This is a genomic window from Roseomonas mucosa ATCC BAA-692 (genome assembly GCF_000622225.1).
GTDB classification, from domain to species: domain Bacteria; phylum Pseudomonadota; class Alphaproteobacteria; order Acetobacterales; family Acetobacteraceae; genus Roseomonas; species Roseomonas mucosa.
The window spans coordinates 22,582-42,565 of the sequence record NZ_JHWD01000016.1; the positions used below are offsets into that span (position 1 = coordinate 22,582).

Annotated in this window: 20 protein-coding genes; 6 read left to right on the forward strand and 14 right to left on the reverse strand. The window is 73.1% G+C overall.

Features of this window, described 5'->3' with window-relative positions:
* Nucleotides 1-49: 49 nt before the first annotated feature.
* A complete protein-coding gene (locus BT98_RS0114540) occupies nt 50-1,099 on the forward strand; it encodes a lipoate--protein ligase family protein (protein ID WP_019462998.1) in 1,050 nt (349 codons plus the stop codon).
* Nucleotides 1,100-1,163: 64 nt separating this feature from the next.
* Here the strand turns inward: BT98_RS0114540 and BT98_RS0114545 are convergent, their stop codons facing one another.
* The 7 genes from BT98_RS0114545 to BT98_RS0114575 form a co-directional block, all read right to left on the reverse strand.
* Nucleotides 1,164-2,093, reverse strand: a complete 930-nt coding sequence (locus tag BT98_RS0114545) for a dihydrodipicolinate synthase family protein (protein ID WP_019462999.1) — start codon at nt 2,091-2,093, stop codon at nt 1,164-1,166.
* A 200-nt stretch (nt 2,094-2,293) separates the two neighbouring features.
* Complete coding sequence (locus tag BT98_RS0114550) at nt 2,294-3,082, reverse strand: NTP transferase domain-containing protein (RefSeq protein WP_027297260.1); 789 nt, start codon at nt 3,080-3,082, stop codon at nt 2,294-2,296.
* Nucleotides 3,079-4,236 carry a GNAT family N-acetyltransferase gene (locus tag BT98_RS0114555; protein WP_019463172.1) on the reverse strand — a complete coding sequence of 386 codons (1,158 nt, stop codon included), beginning with the start codon at nt 4,234-4,236 and terminating at the stop codon, nt 3,079-3,081. The genes BT98_RS0114550 and BT98_RS0114555 overlap by 4 nt, the downstream gene beginning before the upstream one ends.
* Nucleotides 4,233-5,012 carry a sterol desaturase family protein gene (locus BT98_RS0114560; RefSeq protein ID WP_019463173.1) on the reverse strand — a complete coding sequence of 260 codons (780 nt, stop codon included), beginning with the start codon at nt 5,010-5,012 and terminating at the stop codon, nt 4,233-4,235. The genes BT98_RS0114555 and BT98_RS0114560 overlap by 4 nt, the downstream gene beginning before the upstream one ends.
* A 49-nt stretch (nt 5,013-5,061) precedes the next feature.
* Nucleotides 5,062-6,153, reverse strand: coding sequence for an LptF/LptG family permease (locus tag BT98_RS0114565; protein ID WP_019463174.1), 1,092 nt, complete (start codon nt 6,151-6,153; stop codon nt 5,062-5,064).
* Nucleotides 6,129-7,394 (reverse strand): LptF/LptG family permease, encoded by a 1,266-nt coding sequence (locus tag BT98_RS0114570; RefSeq protein WP_019463175.1) that lies wholly within the window; start codon nt 7,392-7,394, stop codon nt 6,129-6,131. Before BT98_RS0114570 ends, BT98_RS0114565 begins: the two co-directional genes overlap by 25 nt.
* Nucleotides 7,391-7,858, reverse strand: a complete 468-nt coding sequence (locus BT98_RS0114575; protein WP_019463176.1) for an HIT family protein — start codon at nt 7,856-7,858, stop codon at nt 7,391-7,393. The genes BT98_RS0114570 and BT98_RS0114575 overlap by 4 nt, the downstream gene beginning before the upstream one ends.
* A gap of 55 nt (nt 7,859-7,913) precedes the next feature.
* On the opposite strand from BT98_RS0114575, the gene BT98_RS24505 reads away from it, so the two are divergent.
* A complete protein-coding gene (locus BT98_RS24505; protein ID WP_019463177.1) occupies nt 7,914-8,435 on the forward strand; it encodes a DUF2141 domain-containing protein in 522 nt (173 codons plus the stop codon).
* On the opposite strand, the gene BT98_RS24510 is transcribed toward BT98_RS24505, so the two are convergent.
* The gene (locus tag BT98_RS24510) at nt 8,386-9,312 is read right to left on the reverse strand and encodes a metallophosphoesterase family protein (protein ID WP_019463178.1); all 927 of its coding nucleotides are present in this window, start codon (nt 9,310-9,312) and stop codon (nt 8,386-8,388) included. The genes BT98_RS24505 and BT98_RS24510 overlap by 50 nt on opposite strands.
* A 66-nt stretch (nt 9,313-9,378) precedes the next feature.
* On the opposite strand from BT98_RS24510, the gene BT98_RS0114590 reads away from it, so the two are divergent.
* The 3 genes from BT98_RS0114590 to BT98_RS0114600 are packed head-to-tail and all read left to right on the forward strand — an operon-like array spanning nt 9,379 to nt 12,322.
* Complete coding sequence (locus tag BT98_RS0114590; protein ID WP_019463179.1) at nt 9,379-10,473, forward strand: CDP-alcohol phosphatidyltransferase family protein; 1,095 nt, start codon at nt 9,379-9,381, stop codon at nt 10,471-10,473.
* Complete coding sequence (locus BT98_RS24515; RefSeq protein ID WP_019463180.1) at nt 10,470-11,417, forward strand: diacylglycerol kinase family protein; 948 nt, start codon at nt 10,470-10,472, stop codon at nt 11,415-11,417. The genes BT98_RS0114590 and BT98_RS24515 overlap by 4 nt, the downstream gene beginning before the upstream one ends.
* Entirely contained in the window at nt 11,414-12,322 is a 909-nt protein-coding gene (locus BT98_RS0114600) for a hypothetical protein (protein ID WP_019463181.1), read from the forward strand. Before BT98_RS24515 ends, BT98_RS0114600 begins: the two co-directional genes overlap by 4 nt.
* On the opposite strand, the gene BT98_RS24520 is transcribed toward BT98_RS0114600, so the two are convergent.
* The 5 genes from BT98_RS24520 to BT98_RS24530 all read right to left on the reverse strand — a co-directional run bounded on the left by BT98_RS24520 (nt 12,240) and on the right by BT98_RS24530 (nt 17,850).
* Nucleotides 12,240-13,853 carry an ArnT family glycosyltransferase gene (locus tag BT98_RS24520; protein WP_019463182.1) on the reverse strand — a complete coding sequence of 538 codons (1,614 nt, stop codon included), beginning with the start codon at nt 13,851-13,853 and terminating at the stop codon, nt 12,240-12,242. The two genes, BT98_RS0114600 and BT98_RS24520, sit on opposite strands and share 83 nt — an antisense overlap.
* On the reverse strand, nt 13,853-15,064 hold the full coding sequence (spt, locus tag BT98_RS0114610) for a serine palmitoyltransferase (protein ID WP_026033578.1): 1,212 nt from the start codon (nt 15,062-15,064) through the stop codon (nt 13,853-13,855). Before spt ends, BT98_RS24520 begins: the two co-directional genes overlap by 1 nt.
* A complete protein-coding gene (locus tag BT98_RS0114615; RefSeq protein ID WP_019463184.1) occupies nt 15,061-15,312 on the reverse strand; it encodes an acyl carrier protein in 252 nt (83 codons plus the stop codon). The genes spt and BT98_RS0114615 overlap by 4 nt, the downstream gene beginning before the upstream one ends.
* Nucleotides 15,313-15,376: 64 nt before the next feature.
* Nucleotides 15,377-16,723, reverse strand: coding sequence for a lipopolysaccharide biosynthesis protein (locus tag BT98_RS24525; protein WP_019463185.1), 1,347 nt, complete (start codon nt 16,721-16,723; stop codon nt 15,377-15,379).
* Nucleotides 16,720-17,850 carry a glycosyltransferase family 4 protein gene (locus BT98_RS24530; RefSeq protein WP_037250985.1) on the reverse strand — a complete coding sequence of 377 codons (1,131 nt, stop codon included), beginning with the start codon at nt 17,848-17,850 and terminating at the stop codon, nt 16,720-16,722. Before BT98_RS24530 ends, BT98_RS24525 begins: the two co-directional genes overlap by 4 nt.
* 59 nt (nt 17,851-17,909) lie before the next feature.
* Here BT98_RS24530 and BT98_RS26205 point away from each other — a divergent pair, with 59 nt between their 5' ends.
* Nucleotides 17,910-19,124 (forward strand): mitochondrial fission ELM1 family protein, encoded by a 1,215-nt coding sequence (locus tag BT98_RS26205; RefSeq protein WP_019460912.1) that lies wholly within the window; start codon nt 17,910-17,912, stop codon nt 19,122-19,124.
* Here the strand turns inward: BT98_RS26205 and BT98_RS0114635 are convergent.
* The gene (locus BT98_RS0114635) at nt 19,033-19,983 is read right to left on the reverse strand and encodes a hypothetical protein (RefSeq protein WP_019460911.1); all 951 of its coding nucleotides are present in this window, start codon (nt 19,981-19,983) and stop codon (nt 19,033-19,035) included. The two genes, BT98_RS26205 and BT98_RS0114635, sit on opposite strands and share 92 nt — an antisense overlap.
* Nucleotide 19,984 lies beyond the last annotated feature (1 nt).

Here is a 19,984-nt window from a genome sequence, read left to right on the forward strand (position 1 = left end):
GGCCCCGGCACGATGCCGGGCCTCATGCGACGGACGGGTCTCGCGAGACATGCACGGTGAATACAAGGTACAGGGCGGCAAGCTCGTCGTCGTCGATCTCGAACTCCGGGACAGCCGCATCGCGGATGTGCAGATCGCCGGCGACTTCTTCCTCGAACCCGCCGAGGCGCTGGACGACATCCGCGGCGCGGTGGAGGGCCTGCCTGCGGCCTCGGACGTCGAGCAGATCGCGGCGGCGATCCGCGCGGCGCTGAGGCCGGATGCGGCGCTGATCGGCTTCAGTGCCGAGGCGGTGGCCATCGCGGTGCGCCGCGCCCTCGGCTCGCGCGGCGGCTGGCGGGACTACGACTGGCAGATCATCGACACGCCCCCGCTCTCCCCCGCGATGCACCTGGCGCTGGACGAGGTCCTGGCGCAGGAGGTCGCCGCTGGCCGGCGCGGCCCGATGCTGCGCTTCTGGGAATGGGAACGGCCCGCCATCATCATCGGCGCCTTCCAGTCGCTGCGCAACGAGGTGGACCTCGACGCAGCCTCGGCGCTGGGCGTGGAGGTCGTCCGCCGCGTCACCGGCGGCGGCGCCATGCTGGCGGAACCCGGCAACAGCGTCACCTACTCGCTCTATGCACCGGGCGATCTGGTGCGCGACATGACCTTCGCCGATTCCTATGCCTTCCTCGACGCCTGGGTGCTGCAGGCGCTGATCTCCCTCGGCATCGACGCCTTCTACAAGCCGCTCAACGACATCTCCAGCGCCAAGGGCAAGATCGGCGGCGCGGCGCAGAAGCGCTTCTCCGGCGGCACGGTGCTGCACCACGTCACCATGGCCTATGACATGGATGCGGAGAAGATGGTGAAGGTGCTGCGCATCGGGCGCGAGAAGCTGAGCGACAAGGGCACGGTGAGCGCCGTCAAGCGGGTCGATCCGCTGCGCAGCCAGACAGGCCTGCCGCGCGAGGCGGTGATCCGGCGGATGCGCGAGACCTTCGTGTCGCTGCATGGCGGCGTGGCCGGGCGGATCACGGCGGAGGAACATGCGGCGGCGGAGAAGCTCGCGGCGGAGAAGTTCTCCTCCGGCGCCTGGCTGCGCCACGTCCCCTGAGGCACGCAGGCGGCCTCGTCTCCCGGGGCGGCGGAAGCGCGCCGCGCCGCCGCCGGCCGGAGGCTCACAGGCCCGCGCGGGCATCCTTCCGGGCGAGGCGAAGCAGCAGATAGTCCACTTCCGCCCGTGCGGCGGCAGTCAGGGCCGCGCCGGGCTTGCGCTGCGCATCGGAGGCGATGAAGCCGCGCCGCATCAGCACATACTTGCGGACGGCGAGGCCCACCCCCTGCTGCTGCTCGTAGCGCAGCAGTGGCAGATGGGCGTCGAACAGGTCGTGCGCCGCCTCCCGCGCGCCTTCCTTCTGCAGCCGCACCACATCCGCCAGCATTTCCGGAAAGGCGTAGCCGGTCATGGCCCCGTCCGCGCCGCGCTCCATCTCGAAGTCCAGGAACATCCCGCCATTGCCGGTCAGGATGGAGAGGGGCCGCAGGGAGCCGTCCTCCTGATAGCGCCGCAGGGTGGAGATCTTCTCCAGGCCCGGCCAGTCCTCGTGCTTCAGCATCACGCAGGAGGGATGCTCCTGCACGATCCGGCGGATCACCCCGGGCGTCATCTGCACCGAGAGGGTCAGCGGATAGTCCTGGATCACGAAGGGCACGTCGTCGCCGATGGCCTCGATCGCCTGGCGGTAATAGGTGACGATCTGGTCGTCGGTGCGCAGCGACGGCACCGGCGCGATCATCACCCCCGCCGCCCCCTTGTCCATCACCGCGCGGCTGAGGGAGCGCATGGCGGCGAAACCGGGCGCGGACACGCCGACGATGACGGGAAGCCCCGCCATGCCCTTCACGAAGCGCGCGGCGATGTCGAGCGACTCCTCCGGCTCCAGCTTCGGCGCCTCGCCCATGATGCCCAGCACCGTGACGCCCGTGGCGCCGGCGGCGAGGTAGCGCTCCATCAGGGTATTGACCGATGCCACATCGATCCGCCCGTCCGGCTGGAAGGGCGTCGGCGCGATGGGAAACAGGCCGGAAGCGGTGGAATCGAGAGCCATGACGTTATCCTCGGACTATGGGCGGTCGGCTTGCCATCCGCACGGATGACCGGACCCGCAGGATAAGGGGCAGGGGCACCGGCGAGGAAGCCCGCCACGCCGGCCTGTTTCCCGCAAGCTCCCCGCCCCGGGCCGGGGAGGCCGCCGTCACGGAGCGGACCAGGGCGCGCCCGCGCCGCATGAGGCAGCGGTGGCGGCCCTTACCCCACCTGCGGCAGCCGCCGCCGTTCCGCCCCACCGAGACGGGCCTCCACCAGCGCCAGGTCGTCCGGCTTGTCCACATCCACGGCCGCCGCGCCGAAGGGCATCTCCACCACGGCCACGGGCGTCCCGCAGCGTGCCCCCAGCGCATCCAGTCCGGCCCGCAGCGTCATCCAGCCCAGGGCATAGCGGAGCAGCACGATGGGCCCCAGCATCCGGGCCATGGCCGTCGGCCGCTTCCGCTGCTGTTCCAGCCGCTGCCAGAAGCGCAGCACCCGGATCGCCTCGGGCCGCGCCAGCAGGAACAGGTTGCAGCCACTGAAATCGCCGTCCCGGAAGCGCAGCCAGGTGCGCCGGGTCTCCGGGAACTCCGCCAGGATCGTGTCGCGCCGCGCGAGCGCCGCCACGGCGGATGCCCGGCCCGGGGCCTCCCGCAGCAGGTGCGCCACCATGGCCGGCGTCAGCAGCGCGTGGTCCGCCGTGGTGACCAGCAGCGGGGCGCCGAATTCCTCGAACGCCGCCGCCGCGCTCATGGCGGGGCCCGGCGCGGCGGCCCGCAGGATCGCGCCCTCCAGCCCTTCCAGCCCGGCCAGCACGCGCGCCGGCTCCTCGATGGACACGACGATGCGGGCGATGCCGGGCGTCGATCGCAGGGCCGAGACCACGCGCAGCAGCATGGGCACCCCCGCCACCGGCAGCAGCGCCTTGTGCGAAACCCCCGCCGCGGCCGCCATCGGGTCCGTCCCGCGCCGCTGCCCGGCCAGGACCAGCGCCGTGACACCCGTCACAGCGGCTTCCCATAGATGCGGTAGGTCTTGTAGGCCCGCGCGCCCAGGACCTCGGCCAGGTGGCGCATGGGCAGATTGTCCTCCAGCACCCAGGACATCTCGATCTGCCGGATGCCCAGGGCACGGGCCTCCCGCCGCAGCGCCTCCACCAGGAAGAGCGGCAGCACGCGCCCCAGCAGCCCCGCCTGCAACTGCGGCCGCACCCCCATCAGCGGCACGCGCGCGGTGGAAACGCCCGACACCTTCAGCCGCCACAGCAGCTTCGCCCAGCCGAGCGGCAGCAGCCGCCCCGACAGGTCGCGGATCGCCTCGTTCAGGTTCGGCAGGCAGACGGCGAAGGCGACGGGCCGCCCCTGCATCTCCGCGAACCAGACCAGCCTCTCGTTGAGCAGCGGCTTCAGCTCGGCGGCCAGATGCGCTACCTCGGCGGCGGTGAAGGGCACGAAGCCCCAGTTTCCCGCCCAGGCCTCGTTGTAGATGCCGATCAGCGCCTCGACCTCCTGCCGCAGCGCCGCGCGCCGCAGCGGCCGCAGGGTGACGCCGGATGGCAGGCCACGCGCCACCACCCGCGCCGCCGCCGGCGGCAGCGCCTCCGTCACGGGGCTGATATAGGCCAGCATGTCCCGCGCCTTGGCATAGCCCAGCGCTTCCAGCCGCGTGCCGGCATGGGGCGGGTCATGCGGCATCATCATCATCGGCGGCGTATCGAAGCCCGAGACGAGGAGCCCCGTCTGCTCGTTGATGGAAAGGCTGAACGGCCCCAGCATCCGCCGCAGCCCACGGCCGCGCGCCCATGCCTCGGCGGTGTCCAGCAGCGCCGCGAAGACCTCGGCACTGTCTTCGGCGGCCAGCAGCCCGAAATAGGCCGGCCTCCCGCCTTCCGTCTCCGGCACCAGCCGGTCGTCCTGCGCGCTGATGCGCCCTACCTCGCGCCCGTCACGCCGGGCGATCCAGAAGGCCGCCTCGCCGTGCTGGAACCAGGGGTTCTTCGCCGGGGACAGCGCTTCCCGCCGCTCCAGCCGCAGCGGCGGCACCCAGGCGGGATCGTGCCGCATCAGGTCGTGCGGCAGCCGGATGAAACGCTCCATCCCCGCACGGTCCGTGACGGAGAGGATCTCGACGGGGGAGGGAGCCCGCGCGGTGGCCGCGCTCACGCAGCCCTGTCCGGGCGGGCATCCGGGCGGGCATCCGGGCGGGCGGGCCGGTCGCGCGGCGGCGCGCCGGTCAGCTTCTCCACCCAGGGGAAGCGCCGGGCCTCTTCCCGGTCATAGCCCAGGTTGAAGACATGCGGGCTGCGCGGCCGCTGCCGCACCTCGCCATAATAGGTGCCGAGGGCACGATCCACGACGAAGCTGGTGATCCCGTAATTCCCGCCCTCGTGGTGGAAATGGTGCGCGAGGTGCAGCTCCTTCATCCGCCGCAGCAGCCGGCCGCGCGGCTTGAAGTTCAGGTGCTGGATGCAGTGGCAGAACTCGTAGATGCAGGTGATCACGAAGCCCGCCGCGCAGGCCGCCGCCGCGCCCGCAGCCCCGCCGATCAGCCAGCCGACCGGGATCAGGATGGCCAGGATGGTCGGCACCGTCGTCACCGGCGCGCCGAAGAGCACGTCCAGACGGTGCGGGTCCTGGTGGTGGTCGAAATGCACGCGCTTCCACAGCGCCGCCGTCAGCGGCGAGCGGTAGAGGAAACGCGAATGCAGGATGAAGCGGTGGATGGCGTACCAGGCCAGCGGATAGGCCAGGATCGTGGCGGCCACCGCCAGCGCCGGCCGCAGCACCCCCTCCGCCCAGTGCACGGAAAGCCCGGCCGAGATGATGGCGAGCAGCCCATACAGATGGATCGCCGGATGCGCCGCATAGGCGACAACGAGTTCCCGAAGCGTCATCCGCCCCAGATCGAAACTGCGTCCGCCCCGCCAGGGACCATACATGAAACCGCCTCCTTGCTCAGATGAGAGCATGCCGGAACCGCATGTGCCTTCAGGCCTCCTCGCGCCACAGGCACAGGAGGCCCGCGGTGGCGAAGCAGGGCAGCATGCTCCAGGCCGCCGGAACCGGGCCCAGCCCGCCGGCCTCGCCGATCGCGATCATCAGGCCCTGCGCCACGAGATAGCCGAGCCCGAGCGTCAGGCCAACCGCGGCCCGCCGCGTGCCGCCATGCTGGCGCGGCAGACCGAAGGCGGCGGGCATGGCCAGCAGCAGCATCAGGAAGGGCACCAGCGCCGCCGCCGCCGCCGCCTGGAGCCGCGTCCCGAAATAGGCGGCCCCCCGGCTGACCGCGCCTTCGCCAGCCTTGCCGCGCAGCAGCGCGGGCAGGCTCAGCGCATCGGTGGGGCGCGCGAGGTTCCGCATCGCCCGTGGCGTGGGCCCCTCCGGCCAGTCATACCCGCCCACCACCGTTTCCCGCTCCTCGCCAGGGCGCAGCACCCGCGCCCCGGTCAGCCGCCAGCTCCCGGCCGCGTGGCGCGCCTCCTCCGCCCCGATCCGCAGCGTGACCCTCCCCGAGGGATCGCGCCGCACCAGCAGCACGCCGGACAGCACCGCGCCGTCGGGCGATACCGCATCGGCGGCCAGGATGTCCGTCCCGTCGCGCAGCCACATCCGGCGATCCAGGGCCAGCGGCCGGTCCCGCGCCTCCAGATGGTCCCACCAGTCGGAGAGCGCGCGCTCGCTGTAGGGCGCCACGCCGACCTGAAGACCGAACTGCAGGCCGGCCGCCAGGGCGCAGGCGGGAACCAGTGCCCCCATGATCCGCCAGCTTCCCAGCCCCGTGGCCCGCATGGCGGTGATTTCCAGCGAGCCGGCGAGCCGCTGAAAGGTCAGGATCGCCCCGACCAGCACCGAGAGCGGCACGAGCTGCCCGAGCGTGGTGGGCAGGCGCAGCAGGGCATAGCGCCCGATGTCCCACACCCCGCCGCGGGCCAGCACGTCCCCGGCCTTGTCGAGCAGGTCCAGCAGCTGCAGCAGCGCGGCCAGCCCCAGCAGCACCGCCGTGGCCCGGCCGAGGAAGATCCGCGTCAGGTAGCGCGCCAGCACCCGTGGCAGCATCAGCGCGCGGCCCTCGCCCGCCACGGCAGGCAGCGCGCCAGCAGTCCACCGGCCCAGGCCGCCGCATCGTCCATCCGCGCCAGGATGCGGTCGAAGGGGCCTTCCTCCGGATGGAGGTTGCTGTGCCGGAAGACCAGGATGCTGAACGCGGCGAACAGCGCGAACAGCAGCCACAGCGCCAGCGGCGCGTCGAGCCGCCCGATGGCGCCGAGGGATTCCGCCAGTTGCAGCGCCTGCTGATAGACCACGAGGATCGCCGCCCCCAGCAGGATCGCGACCGAACGGCGCGAGCGCTTGGCGGCCAGTCCCATCGGCATGGCCAGCAGTGGCAGCAGCAGCAGCGAGGCCGAGCGCACCAGCCGCGCGTGCAGCTCCCCCGCCATGCGGCGCGGCGCCACGGGCGCGTCCGCCCGCTCCCGCCCCGTCCAGAGCTCGTCCAGCGTCATCTCCCGCTCATCCGCGCCACGCAGCCGGAAGATCGGCAGGCGCCGGACGAAGGGGCGCGACTGTTCCGAGGCCGAGAAGGTCAGCGTATGCGCCTGCCCCTGCGGGTCCACCGTCAGCTGCCGCCCGTCCTCCAGCTCCAGCAGCAGCTCGCTGGTCTCCACGCTCAGCAGCATCCGCCCCGTGGCGGCGGTGGTCAGCACGTCTGTCCCGTCCTGCTGCCGCTGGTGCAGGAAGATGCCGTGCAGGAGGCCCGTCTCCGGGTCCCGGCGCTCGACATGGACGGTGAGCCGCTTGCCGATCTGGGCGAACTCGCCCGGAACCAGGGTCGCGTTCCATCCCGCATCCATCAGGGTGCTCAGGGCCGCGCGATAGGCATAGCGGCTGACCGGCTGCACATAGCCGTAGAGCGCCACGCCCGCCAGGGCGCAGGCCACCCCCACGGCCAGGAAGGGCCGCGACAGCCAGGCCAGCGAGAGCCCCGAAGCCTGCAAGGCATCCAGCTCGTGGTTCTGGCTGAGCCGCGAGACGACGACATAGACCGCCAGGAACAGCGCCGCCGGCACCGCCAGCCCCAGGTAGTGCGGGATCAGGTAGAGCACCAGTTGCGCGATGGAGCTGGCCGGGCTGCCCGCCCCCGCCAGCAGGTTGAAAAGCCGCAGCAGCCGCTCCAGCAGCAGCGCCGGCAGCACCAGCAGCAAGGTGCCCGCCAGCGGCCGGATCAGGAGCCGCAGCATGTAGCGGCTGACCAGCCCGCCCCCGGCCGGCGGCCCGCGGGTGGCCTCCGCCCGGGCGCGCCTCTCCTCGACCGACCCGCTCACGCCGCCGCGGAGGCCCAGCTCTCGCGGAGGCGGCGTAGCAGGCCGTCCCGCACCGCATCCTCCGGTTCCACCGCTTGCCCAAGTGCCGGCGGCCCGGGCCAGCCGGCATCCGGGAAGGCCTGGCCGAGATGCGTCCGCACCCCGTCATAACGGGGGATGACGTGAAAATGGACGTCGGGGTCCACCATCATCAGCATGAGGTAGTTGATCTTCTCATACCCGACGAAGTCCCGGAGCATGGGCTCGAGGCGCGCCACGGCGGCGTGCAGGTCGGCGAAACCCGCGGGACTCACCTCGCCGAAGCGCGTCGCCTCCTCGCGGCAGACGAGGACCAGCGCGCCGAGCGTGACCTGCTGCGGGCGCAGCAGCACGGTCCAGCAGCGCGTTTCGCCGATCAGCGTGGCGGGATAGCCGAACTTGACCAGCGTGGCATTTGGTGTGGCATCCGGTATGGCACTGGGCATGCGCAGACACCTACGCCCTGTCGCCGGAAGACGCCAGACGGACCCCGGCCGCCCCATGCTCCGGCCCTTCCCCGGCCGGCCCGGACCCTTGCGGCGCCTGTGGTGCTGCGCCGCGCTGCTGGCATTGCTCGCCGCGCCGCAGCCGGCGGCCGCACGGCCGGAAGACGGCCCCCGCGTCACCGCCTGCACCGCCGCCGATGCGCCGGCCGGCCCGCGCCTGCATGTCGCCGTCACCGGCGCCCGCCGCGTCGCCGGCAACATCACCATCACGGTCTATGGCCCGAAGCCGGAACGCTTCCTGGCCAGCCATGCCTATCTCGCCCGGCAGCGTGTCCCGCTGCGGACGAGTTCGGCGGAAGCCTGCTTCGCCCTGGCCGAGCCCGGCATCTACGCCGTCGCCGTCTATCATGACGAGAACGACGACCATAACTTCAACCGCAGCCTGCTCGGCCTGCCCTCCGAGGGCTACGGCTTCTCCAACGACGCCCCCACCTCCGTCGGCCTGCCGTCCTTCGACAGCGTGCGCTTCACCGTGCCGCCAGGGGAGTCGCGGATGACCATCCGCCTCCGCTACTGACCCGCAGGACCGTGGCGGGCGAGGCCCTGAACATCCCGTCCGCCGCATCCCGAAGCCGCAGCTCGACCGCCACGCGCCACCCTTCCGCCTCGCGCGCGATACGGAGCATCTGCCAGCCGGAGGGCCCGCCATGCCCCGCCGCCAGGGCCTGGGGCGTGCCCAGCACCGGGATCGGCCCCCGGGGGCCGGGAACCTCCCCCCGCAGCGGCCGGTGGTGGTGCCCATGCAGCACGAGTTCCGCCCCGTGCCGCGCCAGCACACGGCACAGCGCCGCCCGGTCCGCCAGGGCCTTCCGCCGCCCCCCGGGGCCGAGCAGCGGCGGGTGGTGGATCATCACGATCCGGAACAACCCCTCGCGCCCCGCCACCTCCAGCAGCCCGGGCAGCGCCGCGAGCTGTGCCGCGCCCAGCCGTCCCGCCGCCGAACCCGGCCGGGTCGGCACCGCCGAGGAAAGCCCGATCAGCGCGACCGCCCCGCGCCGCCGCAGAAAGGGAAAGGGCGCGCCGCCCGCCTCCCCGGACATCCAGGGCGACCAGAGCCCGGTCCCATCCGCCCATGGCAGGGCCACGGTGGCGTCGTGGTTGCCCGGCACCACGGTGACCCCTTCCGACGGGCCGAGCGCCAGCAGCCAGTCCCGCGCGGCCGCGAATTCCCCTGGCAGGCCCAGGTTCGTCAGGTCTCCCGTGATGGCCAGGTGGTCCGCCCCGGCTGCCACGATATCGGCCAGCAGGGCTGCGGCGGACACGGCCCGGCGCCGCTTGCGCCGCCAGGCGAAATAGGCGAGCAAGCGCTTCCCCGCGAGCTGCGAGAGCGGGTGGATCGCCCCGGAGGGTACAGGCAGGTGCAGGTCGGACAGGTGCGCGAGGCTGAAGGACATGGTGCGGCGCAGTCTCGCCCGTCCCCCGCCCCGGCGCCAGCGGCCCGCTGGCTGGGGGAATCCCCCGTGCCCGTCTGGAGCATGCCGGGCTCCGAACTGCTCCGCCGGGCCCTTCTCCGCGCCGGCACCGCCGACGCCGCCCCCTGGACCGGCACGGCCCCGCAGGCGCCGCTGCTGCTGCTGCGTGCCGATCACGTCTATGACGCCTCGCTGGTCGCGGGCCTGGCGCGCCGCCCCGGCACGCTTCTTTGCCGGCCGGAGGACGGGCTGCCGGTGGCGGCCCACCTGACGGACACGGCCCTGGCCGCTTCCGTGGCCGCCGCGCTCCTGGCCGGCCGCCCCGCCGGCGACCCCGCCTTCGCGGGCCTCCTGCCCGCGCGCCCCGCCGATCTCGCGGATCTCTACAACAAGGCCCTGCGCAAGCGTGCCAACCCCTATCTCCTCCGCCTCGATGCCGGGACGCGGCGCGCGGTGGAATGGGAGATGTTCGGCGGCTCCTACAAGGGCGTCACCGATGCCATCACCAAGCATGTCTGGCCCCGCCCGGCCTTCCAGGTGGTGCGCGGCTGCGCCGCCCTCGGCATCACGCCCAACCAGGTCACCTTCGCCAGCCTGCTCCTGGTCTTCGTCGCCCTCTGGCTCTTCGCCACGGGCGCCTGGCTGCCCGGACTGCTCGCCGCCTGGGTGATGACCTTCCTCGACACGGTGGACGGCAAGCTGGCACGGGTGACGCTCACCTCCACGCCGCTCGGCAACGTCTTCGACCATGCCATCGACCTGATCCACCCGCCCTTCTGGTGGCTGGCCTGGATCTACGGACTTTCCGCCGTGGGAATGCCCCTCGCGCATCCGGCGGCGGTCGGCGCCATCGTCTTCGGCGGCTATGTCCTCCAGCGTTTGCAGGAGGGCCTCTTCCTCGCCCTCTACAAGATGGAGATCCATGTCTGGCGGCGCTTCGACAGCTTCTTCCGCCTCTGGATCGCGCGCCGGAACCCGAACCTGCTGATCCTCAGCCTCTTCACCCTGTTCGGCCGCCCGGACTGGGGCATGCTCGCCGTCGCCGCCTGGACCGTGTTCGGCTGCCTGGAACAGGTCGTCGTCACCCTCCAGGCCGGGCTGGCGCGCCGCCGGGGGCCGCTGCGCTCCTGGCTCGAGGGATGAGCGGCGCGGGGCGCATCGGCCTCATCACCAACCCCCGCAGCCGGGCCCTCCGCGAAGGCCGCTTTCCCCTGGCGGAGGCCGCCGCCGGCCTGCCGAGCGCCGCCCCCGCCACCCCCGCCGAGCTCCGCGCCGCCCTGGCGGATTTCGCCGACCGGGGCGTGGACCTGCTGGCCGTCCAGGGCGGCGACGGCACGTTGCGGGAAGTGCTTTCCGCCCTGCCGCAAACCTTTGGCGCGACGCCCCCCGCCATCGCCCTGCTGGCCACCGGCAAGACCAACCTCGCCGCCCGTGTCGTCGGGGCGCCCGGGCCGGGGGAGGAGGGCCTCGCCGCCCTGCGCCGCGCCGCCGCTTCCGGCACACTCCGCCACCACCGGCTTCCCGTGCTGGAAGTCCACCGCCCCGGCCTGGACGACGCGCCGATGCGCGGCCTCCTGTTCGGCGCCGGCGCCTTCACCGCTGCCAAGACGATGGCCGACAAGGGGCTGCACGGGCGCGGCATCCATGACCGGCTGGCCGTCTTCCTGGCCCTGGCCGGGACTGCCCTGCGCAGCATCGTCCAGCGCGACCACGCCCTGCGCGCCGGGTCGCCGATGGCCCTGTCGGTGGATGGCCGGCCCAACCCGGAAGGCCGCCGCTTCCTCGTGCTCGCCACGCCGCTGGACCGGCTGATGCTCGGCTTCTGGCCCTTCTCGGGCGAAGGGGCGGGGCCGCTGCACTGGCTGGATGTGGCGGCCCCGCCACGCCGCCTGGCCGCCGCCGTCTGGGCCGCCCGCCAGGGCCGGCAGCGCCCCTGGATGCCGGCCGCCGGCTATGCCAGCGGCCGCGCCGGCCGCCTCGCCCTGCGCCTCGACACGCCCTTCGTGCTGGATGGCGAGGTCTTCGAGCCCGGCCCGCAGGGGCTCGTCCTCACCGCCCCCGCCACCGCCACCTTCGCCATGCCATGACCCCGCCGGACAGCCTGTCCGCCCTGGTCGCGGCGGAACTGGCCTTCCCGCCGGACCCCAATCCCGCCATGCGCGCCGCGCGCCACCTGGGGGAGGATATCGTCGCCCGGCACGGGGATGCGGTGGCGGCGGTGCTGTTCTACGGCTCCTGCCGCCGGACCGGGGAAACGGCGGGGCTGCTCGACCTCTACGTGCTCACGACGGGAAACCTCGCCTTCCACCGGCGCCGGCTCCCCGCGCTCCTCAACGCCGTCCTGCCGCCGCAGGTCCTCCACTGGCGCTGCGACGGTCCCGGGGGGCCCCTCCGGGCCAAGGTCGCGGTCATGACCCTCAGGGCCTTCGAGCGGCGGATGCGGCCGGCCTCGATCGACACCACCCTCTGGGCCCGCTTCTGCCAGCCCGCCACCCTCGTCCATGCCCGCGACGAACCGGCCCGCCGGCGCACCGAAGCCGCCACCGCCCGGGCGGTGGAAACCGCCGTCACCTGGGCCCTGCGCCTGGACGCGCCCACCGGCCCGCCCGCGGCGCTCTGGCGCCATCTCTTTGCCAGTACCTACGGCGCCGAGCTGCGGGCCGAGCGTGGCAACCGTCCCGACAGCATCGTCGCCACCGCCCCCGCCTGGTTCGCGGCCGTCCTGCCCGCGGCCCTGAGCCGCATCGGCCGGCACCCTTCCGGAAACTGGCGCTTCGCCTGGGCCCTGCGCCGCCTGTGTGGGAAGGCGCTGAACATCGCCCGGCTCGTCAAGGCCGCCTTCACCTTCGATGGCGGGCCGGACTACCTCGCCGACAAGATCGCCCGGCATTCGGGCATGCCCGTGGAACTCACCCCCTGGCAGCGCCGGCATCCCATTCTGGCGGCTCCCCTGCTGCTGTGGCGCCTGCGCCGGCGGGGCGCCGTCCGCTGAGCCCTGCCTGGGGGAGCTTCCCGTAGAGCACGCGGTGGCCTTTGCCGATCCGCACGCTGCGCACCGGCCGGTAGGCCGTGGCCAGGGTTTCCCGCAGCAGCCGCTGCGCCTCCGGGTTGATCCGTCCCCGGGCGATGTCCGTCGTCACGATATAGTCCGGCCGGGACGCCAGGACGCGCCTCAGCTCCGCCTCCTGATCGACCCCGATCCCGCCGGCCTCCCGCAGGTCGCTCAGATGGGTCGGGAAGGCATAGGGCGTCGACAGCGGGCTCTGGGCCAGCAGGTAGAGCACCGCTTCCCCGTCGAAGACATAGAGCGTCGCCCCCGGCCGCATCGCCGCCGCCAGCGCCCGCACCTGGCTGCCATCGCCGCGCGAGCGGAGGTGCAGCACCCCCGGAACCGCCGTGGCGACCGCGCCCGACAGAAGCAGCGCCGCCGCGGCCGTCACCTTCCAGACCCGCGCCTCCGGCCGGCCCAGCAAGGGCGCGGCCGCCACGGAAAGCGGCAGGAGCAGGGGCAGGGCATAGTGGTTGTAGTAGGTCCCGAAAGCCAGCACGCCCGCCACCGCCACCAGGGCCCAGCCCGTCACGAACCCCACCGCGCGCCGGAGTTCCGCCGCGCCCGCCGAGTGCCGCCAGGACAGCCGCAGGCCCATCACGGCGCAAAGGCTGAGCGGCAGCAGCAGTGCCGCCATCGCCAGCAGCCGGGGCAGCGGGGAGCCCAGCACCGCCGTGTCGCGCTCGAAGACCGAGAGGAAGTTGGCGAAGAGGAAGGGCTGCGCCTGCCCCATGGCTGCATAGGCGGCAAGGGCCGCCGCCGTGGGCAGTAGCGCGCAGCCGACCCAGGCCAGGGCGACGGGAAGGAGCTTTCCCGGCCCGGTCCGCGCCCGCCACCCCGCCCAGAGCAGCGCGCAGCCGAAGAACATCCCCTCGAAGATGGCGGTGTACTTCACCTGCATCGCCAGCCCGGTGAGGAGCATCGCCGCCGCCCCCAGCCCGAACAGCCGCGCGAAGGACACCGGGTATGCGACGGCGCGCAGCGTCGTCCAGGCGGCGGCCGCGACGAAGAGGTTGTAGAAGACCGGTGCCTGCCCGCCTTCGCCTCCGAAGGCCCCGAGCCAGAGCAGGTAGGCCATGCCGGCGAACAGCCCGCCCCGGCGGGAGCCCAGCTCCGCCCCCAGCCGCGCGACGAGGAAGGCGGTCGCCGTGGCGAAAAGCGTCGCCACCAGCTGGTACTGGACGATCCCCTCGCCGCCCAGGGCGCGGATCGCCGCGTAGATCAGGAACAGCCCGACGGGCTTGCGGTCCCAGATGTCGAGATAGGGCAGGGCGCCGTGCAGCATCCGGTCGCCGACCAGCAGGTAGAACTGCTCGTCGCTTTCCAGCACCGGATTGCCGAAGAAGAAGCCGCGTGCCAGCAGGGCCACGGCCAGCAGCAGAAGCACGGCCCGCAGATCGGGCCAGGTCCGGGCCACGAGGCCCGGGGCCGGACCCCGGGCCAGCCCTGGCTCCGACAGCAGCGCCGGGCGCACTACTCCGCCGCCAGCGGCGTGCCGAGCTGCCCCAGCGCATGGGCCGTGCGGATGATCGCCGCCAGGGCGCCGTCGATCTGCTCCGGCGTCAGCGCCGCGCTCACGCTCATCCGCAGCAGCGGCTTGCCACCCGGCGTCGCCGGGCCGAGCGCGAGGTTGGTATAGACCCCCTCCGCCAGCAGCCGGTTCCAGAAGACGACCGCCGCTTCCCGGTCCGGCATCATGAGGGACACGATCGGGCTCGGCATGGCGCCTACCGCAAGGCCCCCCGCCGCCAGGCCCGCATGCAGGCGCAGCCCGTTCCGCCGCAGCGCCGCGCGCAGCTCGGGCCGCGCCTCGACGGCCTCGATCGCCCGGGTCACCGAGGCGGCGATGGAGGGCGGCAGGGAGGCGGTGAACATGTAGGGCCGCGCCGAGAGCCGCAGCGCGTCGAAGCCCTCATGGTCCGAGGCCAGGAAGCCGCCGATCGCGCCCAGGCTCTTGCTGAAGGTTCCGACAACGAAATCGACCTCCGCCTCCACGCCCTCGGCCTCCGCCAGCCCGCGGCCGTTCTCGCCCAGCACGCCAAGGGAGTGCGCCTCGTCCAGCAGCAGCCAGGCCCCGGCCTCGCGCTTGACCTCGATGATCTCCCGCAGCGGCGCGGTGTCGCCCAGCATGCTGTAGATGCCCTCGACCACGATCAGCTTCTCCCCGGGCTGGGAGGAGAGCAGCCGGAGGCGCCGCCGCAGGTCGTCGGGGTCGTTGTGGCGGAAGCGGGTCACCTGGGCGCTGCCCAGCCGTGCCCCGTCATAGAGGCTGGCATGGCTGTCCGCGTCGAGCAGCAGGTGGTCGCCCCGCCCCGCCAGCGTCGAAAGCGCGCCGAGATTGGCCTGGTAGCCCGTGGTGAAGACCATGGCCGACCGGCGCTTCAGGAAGGCGGCCAGGCGCGCCTCCAGCGCCGCGTGCTCCCCATAGGTGCCGTTGGCGATGCGCGAGCCCGTGGTGCCGGTCCCCTGTTCCCGCGTCGCGGAAACGGCGGCCTCGATGCAATCGGGGTCAAGGGTCAGGCCGAGATAGTTGTTGGTTCCCAGCAGCAGGATGCGCCGCCCATCCAGCATGGCCTCGGTGGCGGACAGCACGGCGTCGAAGGTGACGCCGAAGGGACTGCGGCCGGCGGCGGACACGGCCGCGTGCTCTTCGTGCAACGCACGGAACTTGGACAGCACGGTCAGGAGGCCAGGCTGGGATCGCTGGTCACGACCCGGACGAGGTCGCCGATGGTCTCTATCTCCGTCATCCGGTCCATCGGGATGATGATGTCCAGACGGGTCTCCAGCACCATGATGAAATCGACGGCACCCACGGAGTCGAAATTCAGGTCCTTGAGGATGTTCGTGTCCATGGTGACGGGGCCTGTCAGCTTCCCCGTCTCTTCCAAGGCCGCGGTGATTTCCCGTAGGGCGGCCCGCTCATCCAGCATATCGTCTAATCCCTGTTCCCCAGCCTTCCCCCAGGCCCGGGACCGACTAACCCGTTCATGAAGTTTAATGCAAGTTTCGTTCTCCGGGGCTTTCGGATGTCACGGAGAGCCATTGCGCGGCCGGCATGGCCTGTCCGGCCAGCAGCAGCAGGGCCGACAGGACGGAGGCCAGCCCGGCCCCCGGCAGCCCGAAAGCCGCCAGTCCGCCCAGCGCCAGGGGCACATAGACCGCGGTGGCGAAGGCGCGCAGGCGCAGCGCCAGCCCGTGCCGTTGCACCGAAACCAGCAGGGGCTCCAGCGCGAAGCCGGCGAAGCTGATGGAGGCGGCGATGGCCAGGAGCAACATCACGTGATAGGCGCCGGCCGCGCACGGCCCGCCCACGAAGCGGAGCAGCCATTCCCCCAGCGCGGCCAGGACCAGCAGGAACAGCGCGGCCAGGAGGGTGGACAGGGCGAGTCCCCGCAGCAGCAGCCGGCGCAGCGCATCCCGGTCCCTTGCCGCCGCCAGCCGGGCCAGCTCCGGATACAGGGCCGGGGTGAGGAAGCGGCTCGGCTTGAGCGCGGCCTCCCCGATCTGCCGCGCCAGGGCGAAGAGCGCCGCCTCGGCAGGGCCGAGCATCCAGCCCACGCAGAGCGTGGCCAGATGCGTCGAGCCGAGGGAAAGCGTGGTCATCAGGTTCGTGGACCAGGCGAAGCCCCAGATGCCGGGATGCGCTTCCGCCGCGCCCAGGCGGGGGAGGCCTGTCCTTTGCAGCAGGCCACGGCGCGACACCTCCCCCCAGGCCGCCGCCATCAGCACGATCCCGCCCAGCACCGTCGCCAGGTACCAGGCGGCGAGGAAGCCCGGCAGCCCGGCCCCGCAGGCCGCCGCCAGCGCCGCGCCCAGCAGCCGGAACCCGGCCCCCATGGCATCCCGCCGCGCCAGCAGGTCGAAGCGGTCGAAGAGGCGCAGCAGCCCGATCGGCGTGGCGGTCACCATGAAGGCCGTGCTGGTGGCATAGAGGGCCGCCAGCGGCACCACCTCCGGCGGCCAGCCGAAGGAAGGCCCCAGGAACCAGGCCGCCAGGGCGCAGGCGAGGCTGCCCACCACCCCGGAGCCGAGATCCAGCCCCAGCGTGAAGCGCAGCAGCGCCTGGAAAGCCGGACGCCGCTCCGGTCCCAGGCTGTCCGTGCCATAGCGCAGCACGGCCTGCCAGGACTGGAACTTCACCAGCGAGGAAGCGGTCTGGGCAAAGCCGTGCACCAGCACCAGCACACCCATCCCCGCCGGGCCGAGGCTCCGCATGGCGAGGCCGAAGGCGGCGAGGTTCAGCAGCGCCGTCGCCGCCTTGCCCCCGAGCACCAGCCCGGCATTCCGCAGGATGCGGCGGAACAGCGCGTCGGCGGTGGCCGCGCTGGCCGCCCGGCTCATGGCCGGGTCTCCGCCAGATGTGCCAGGATGCGGGCCGCCCGCGCGTCCCAGGTATAGGTCTCCAGCAGGACCGCCCGCGCCCGCGCGCCCAGCGCGGCCGCCCGCGCCGGATCGGCCAGCAAGGCCCGCGCCGCCGCCGCCCAGGCCGCCACATCCCCCGGCGGCAGCAGGAGCGCCGTCCCGCCATCCGCCAGGATCTCCCGCAGCGCCGGGATGTCGGAGGCGAGGATCGGCTTTCCCGCCGCCATGTACTCGAAGAGCTTGAGCGGCGACATCCAGCGCCCGATCTCCCGCCCCGCCGCGGAGGCCACGCTGGGCGAGGGCGGCGCCAGCAGCAGGTCGAAGCGTGCCAGGCAGGCCGGCACCCGGGCGTGCGGCACATGGCCATGCAGGTGCAGGTTCGCCTGCCCCGCGCAACGTTGCCGCCAGATGGCGAGGTCCCGCTCCGTCCCCCCCACCACATGCAGGTCGCATCCGGGCAGGGCCTCGGCCAGCGCCGCCACCATCTCCATGCCCTTGCCGGGATAGAGGTGCCCGACATAGCCCAGTTGCGGCACGCCCGGCCGGCCCGGCCAGGGTCCGGGCGGCGGGCCGGGGTCCGTCACGGGGTCGGCGCCATCATGCGCCACCATCACCGGGCGCCCGCGCAGCGCCGGCACCCGGGCGGCATAATCCTCCGCGAGGCTGCGGGAGATCGCGACCATCAGCGCCATCCGGCGGTGCCGGAACAGCCAGGATTCCGCCACGCGCCGGGCGCGCCGCAGCGGCAGCGCATGCGCCTCATACACGAAGGGCGCCCGGCTCCGCGCGACCGCCGCCGCCAGCGCATAGGCATGGCGCCCGTAGAGCAGGTCCGGCGCCGGGCGCGCCGCCATCTCCCGCGCCGCCAGCACCGGATAGAGCAGGTTCTTCGCCAGCGGCAGGTGCGGCGGCGCCCGCAGCACCATCTCGAAGCAGGGGGCCATCCCGAAGGCCCCGAAGACCGCCGCCGCATCCGCCTGCCGCCCGCGCGCGTAGAGCGTCACCTCGTGCCCGGCGGCGGCGAGGGCGCGGCACATGCTCATCACGTTGACGGCGCTGGCGACACGGGAGGGCAGGGCCGTGCCCGCGACATAAGCTATGCGCATGGGACGGCCTTGCCGGCATTCCGGCCCGGGGCCATCTTCCGCGCCCCCGGGAAGAGCACATGGGTGAGACGGACAGCACGAAGGCCCCAAGGGTGCACGAAAGGGCGCACGAAGGTGCGCACCAAGGATTCCTGGTCTGGGCCCTGCTCGGCCCCCGCACCGGCGACAACAACCAGGTGCTGGCCCTGGCCGAGGCCGTAGCCGACGCCTGTGGCGGCGTGGTGGAGGCGATCCCCCTGCGCCACAACCTGCTCCGCCTGCTGCCCACCCGCTTCGGCGGCATCGGCCTGGCCAGCCTCGACCGGGCCTCCCGCGCGAGGCTGGCCCCGCCCTGGCCGGACCTCGTGATCGGCGTCGGGCGCCGCAGCGTGCCCGCCGCGCGCTGGGTCCGCGCAAGCTCCGGAGGCCGCACGCGGATCGTGCAGATCGGCCGGCCACGCTGCCATCCCGGCCGCTTCGATCTCGTGTTGACCACGCCGCAATACGGCGTGCCGCCCGGCCCCGCGGTGCTGGAGCAGCCGCTCTCCCTGACGCGCCAGACCCCGGAGAAGCTGGCCGCGGCGGCGGTGGCCTGGGGGGGCGAGCTGGAACGGTTCCCGGCGCCGCGCCGCGCCCTGCTCCTGGGCGGGCCGTCCTGGCCCTGGCGACTGCATCCGGAGGAAGTGGAAAGCGCCTGCCACGCGCTGCTCGCCCGGGCCCGGGACGAGGGCGGCAGTGTCCTGGCCATCGCCAGCCGCCGCACGCCCGCCGCCCTGGCCGGGCGCCTGCGCCGCATCCTGGCCGGGGCGCCGGTGCCCGCCGCATTGCTGGAAGGCGCGGGCGAGCGGAACCCCTATCCCGGCCTGCTGGCCCTGGCCGACGAGTTCGCCGTGACCGCCGACAGCGTCGCCATGGCCTCGGAAACGGTGGCGACCGGAAGGCCCGTCACCCTCATTCCCGTGCGGGCGAACCGTCCTGGCGGCGCCTGGCTCCGCGCCATGCGCGCCCTGCGGCTGGCGGATGCCGGGCAGGCGGCCCCGCCCTGGCTGCGTATCCCCGGCCGGGCCTGGGGCGGGCTGGTGCGGCGCGGCTGGGCCGGCTGGCCGCGCGACCTGTGGTTCTTCTGGCAGGGTCTGGAGCATCACCGGCTCACGGAAGGAAGATCCCCGCCGCCGCCTGTGGCCGCGGCGGCGGTGGAGCGCATCAGGCCGCTGCTGCCGGCAGGGGCCGGGGGAACTGGCCCCGGCAGCGATCCGCGAGCGCCAGGGCATCCGGGCGGATATGCTTCTCCCTGATCCCGTGCTCCACCTCCGTGCGGGTGACCGATCCCTCGTCCAGGCATTCCGCCAGCATGGCGAAGAAGAAGGCCTCCTGCCGCTTGTCCGGATGCGGCTTGTAGCGGGCCTGGGAGGTCCAGAGCCGCAGGATGGGCCGCACCACCGCCGCCGGGATCGGCCCGAAGCCGCGTTCGCGCAGGGTGAAGTCCACCTTCAGCCCCGTCTTCCAGGGCTGCGTCCGCCGCTTGGTGGTATGCAGCAGCCGCGTGTCTGGGCCCATCCGGTCGAAATCGTTCCAGACCGTCTCCAGCAGCCCGATGGTCTCGCGCTTCTCCCGCCGCAGCTCGATCATCTCCACATAGTCCAGCCGCTTCGCGAAGAGGTCCTCCAGCATCGGCCCGAAGCGCCAGTGCGGCAGCAGCGCGCAGTCCAGCAGCATCACGCTGGTGGCGAGATAGTCCGGCGCGCCGTTGTGCCCGGGCCGCGCCCGGCACCATATGGCCTTGCCTTCGCGGTCACGGGCGAAGAGCTCGCCCACATCGCCCACCGCGAAGACGTCGGGGTCCACCACCAGCGCCACGCCCCGGTGCCCCATGGCATCGGGCACGGCGAAGCGGAGAGGGGTAAAGGATTGCAGGTCATCCATACGCCAAGTGCGGCTGTGCCCGGCGCGGAGGAAGCTCCGCCCCTCGGCGGCACGGAGCGGGGCGGAATGCTCCGCCTCCAGCAGCCGCACCTCGAAGCCGTCGGGCTGCCGGGCGTTGCGGCGGAAGGAATGCGCCGAGACCAGCGCCCCAAGCCGCTGCTTGGCGTTGGTGTGGATGAAGACGACCGGACGGCCGGTCGCATGGTCGGAAGGCGTGGCGGACTGGGTCATC

What these genes read in the sequence shown, in the direction of transcription:
- BT98_RS0114540 (WP_019462998.1), top strand. Translation starts at nt 50, where the DNA reads ATGCACGGTGAATACAAGGTACAGGGCGGCAAGCTCGTCGTCGTCGAT.
- BT98_RS0114545 (WP_019462999.1), bottom strand. Translation starts at nt 2,093, where the DNA reads ATGGCTCTCGATTCCACCGCTTCCGGCCTGTTTCCCATCGCGCCGACG.
- BT98_RS0114560 (WP_019463173.1), bottom strand. Translation starts at nt 5,012, where the DNA reads ATGTATGGTCCCTGGCGGGGCGGACGCAGTTTCGATCTGGGGCGGATG.
- BT98_RS0114575 (WP_019463176.1), bottom strand. Translation starts at nt 7,858, where the DNA reads ATGCCCAGTGCCATACCGGATGCCACACCAAATGCCACGCTGGTCAAG.
- BT98_RS24505 (WP_019463177.1), top strand. Translation starts at nt 7,914, where the DNA reads ATGCTCCGGCCCTTCCCCGGCCGGCCCGGACCCTTGCGGCGCCTGTGG.
- BT98_RS24510 (WP_019463178.1), bottom strand. Translation starts at nt 9,312, where the DNA reads ATGTCCTTCAGCCTCGCGCACCTGTCCGACCTGCACCTGCCTGTACCC.
- BT98_RS24515 (WP_019463180.1), top strand. Translation starts at nt 10,470, where the DNA reads ATGAGCGGCGCGGGGCGCATCGGCCTCATCACCAACCCCCGCAGCCGG.
- BT98_RS0114600 (WP_019463181.1), top strand. Translation starts at nt 11,414, where the DNA reads ATGACCCCGCCGGACAGCCTGTCCGCCCTGGTCGCGGCGGAACTGGCC.
- BT98_RS0114615 (WP_019463184.1), bottom strand. Translation starts at nt 15,312, where the DNA reads ATGCTGGATGAGCGGGCCGCCCTACGGGAAATCACCGCGGCCTTGGAA.
- BT98_RS24525 (WP_019463185.1), bottom strand. Translation starts at nt 16,723, where the DNA reads ATGAGCCGGGCGGCCAGCGCGGCCACCGCCGACGCGCTGTTCCGCCGC.
- BT98_RS24530 (WP_037250985.1), bottom strand. Translation starts at nt 17,850, where the DNA reads ATGCGCATAGCTTATGTCGCGGGCACGGCCCTGCCCTCCCGTGTCGCC.
- BT98_RS26205 (WP_019460912.1), top strand. Translation starts at nt 17,910, where the DNA reads ATGGGTGAGACGGACAGCACGAAGGCCCCAAGGGTGCACGAAAGGGCG.
- BT98_RS0114635 (WP_019460911.1), bottom strand. Translation starts at nt 19,983, where the DNA reads ATGACCCAGTCCGCCACGCCTTCCGACCATGCGACCGGCCGTCCGGTC.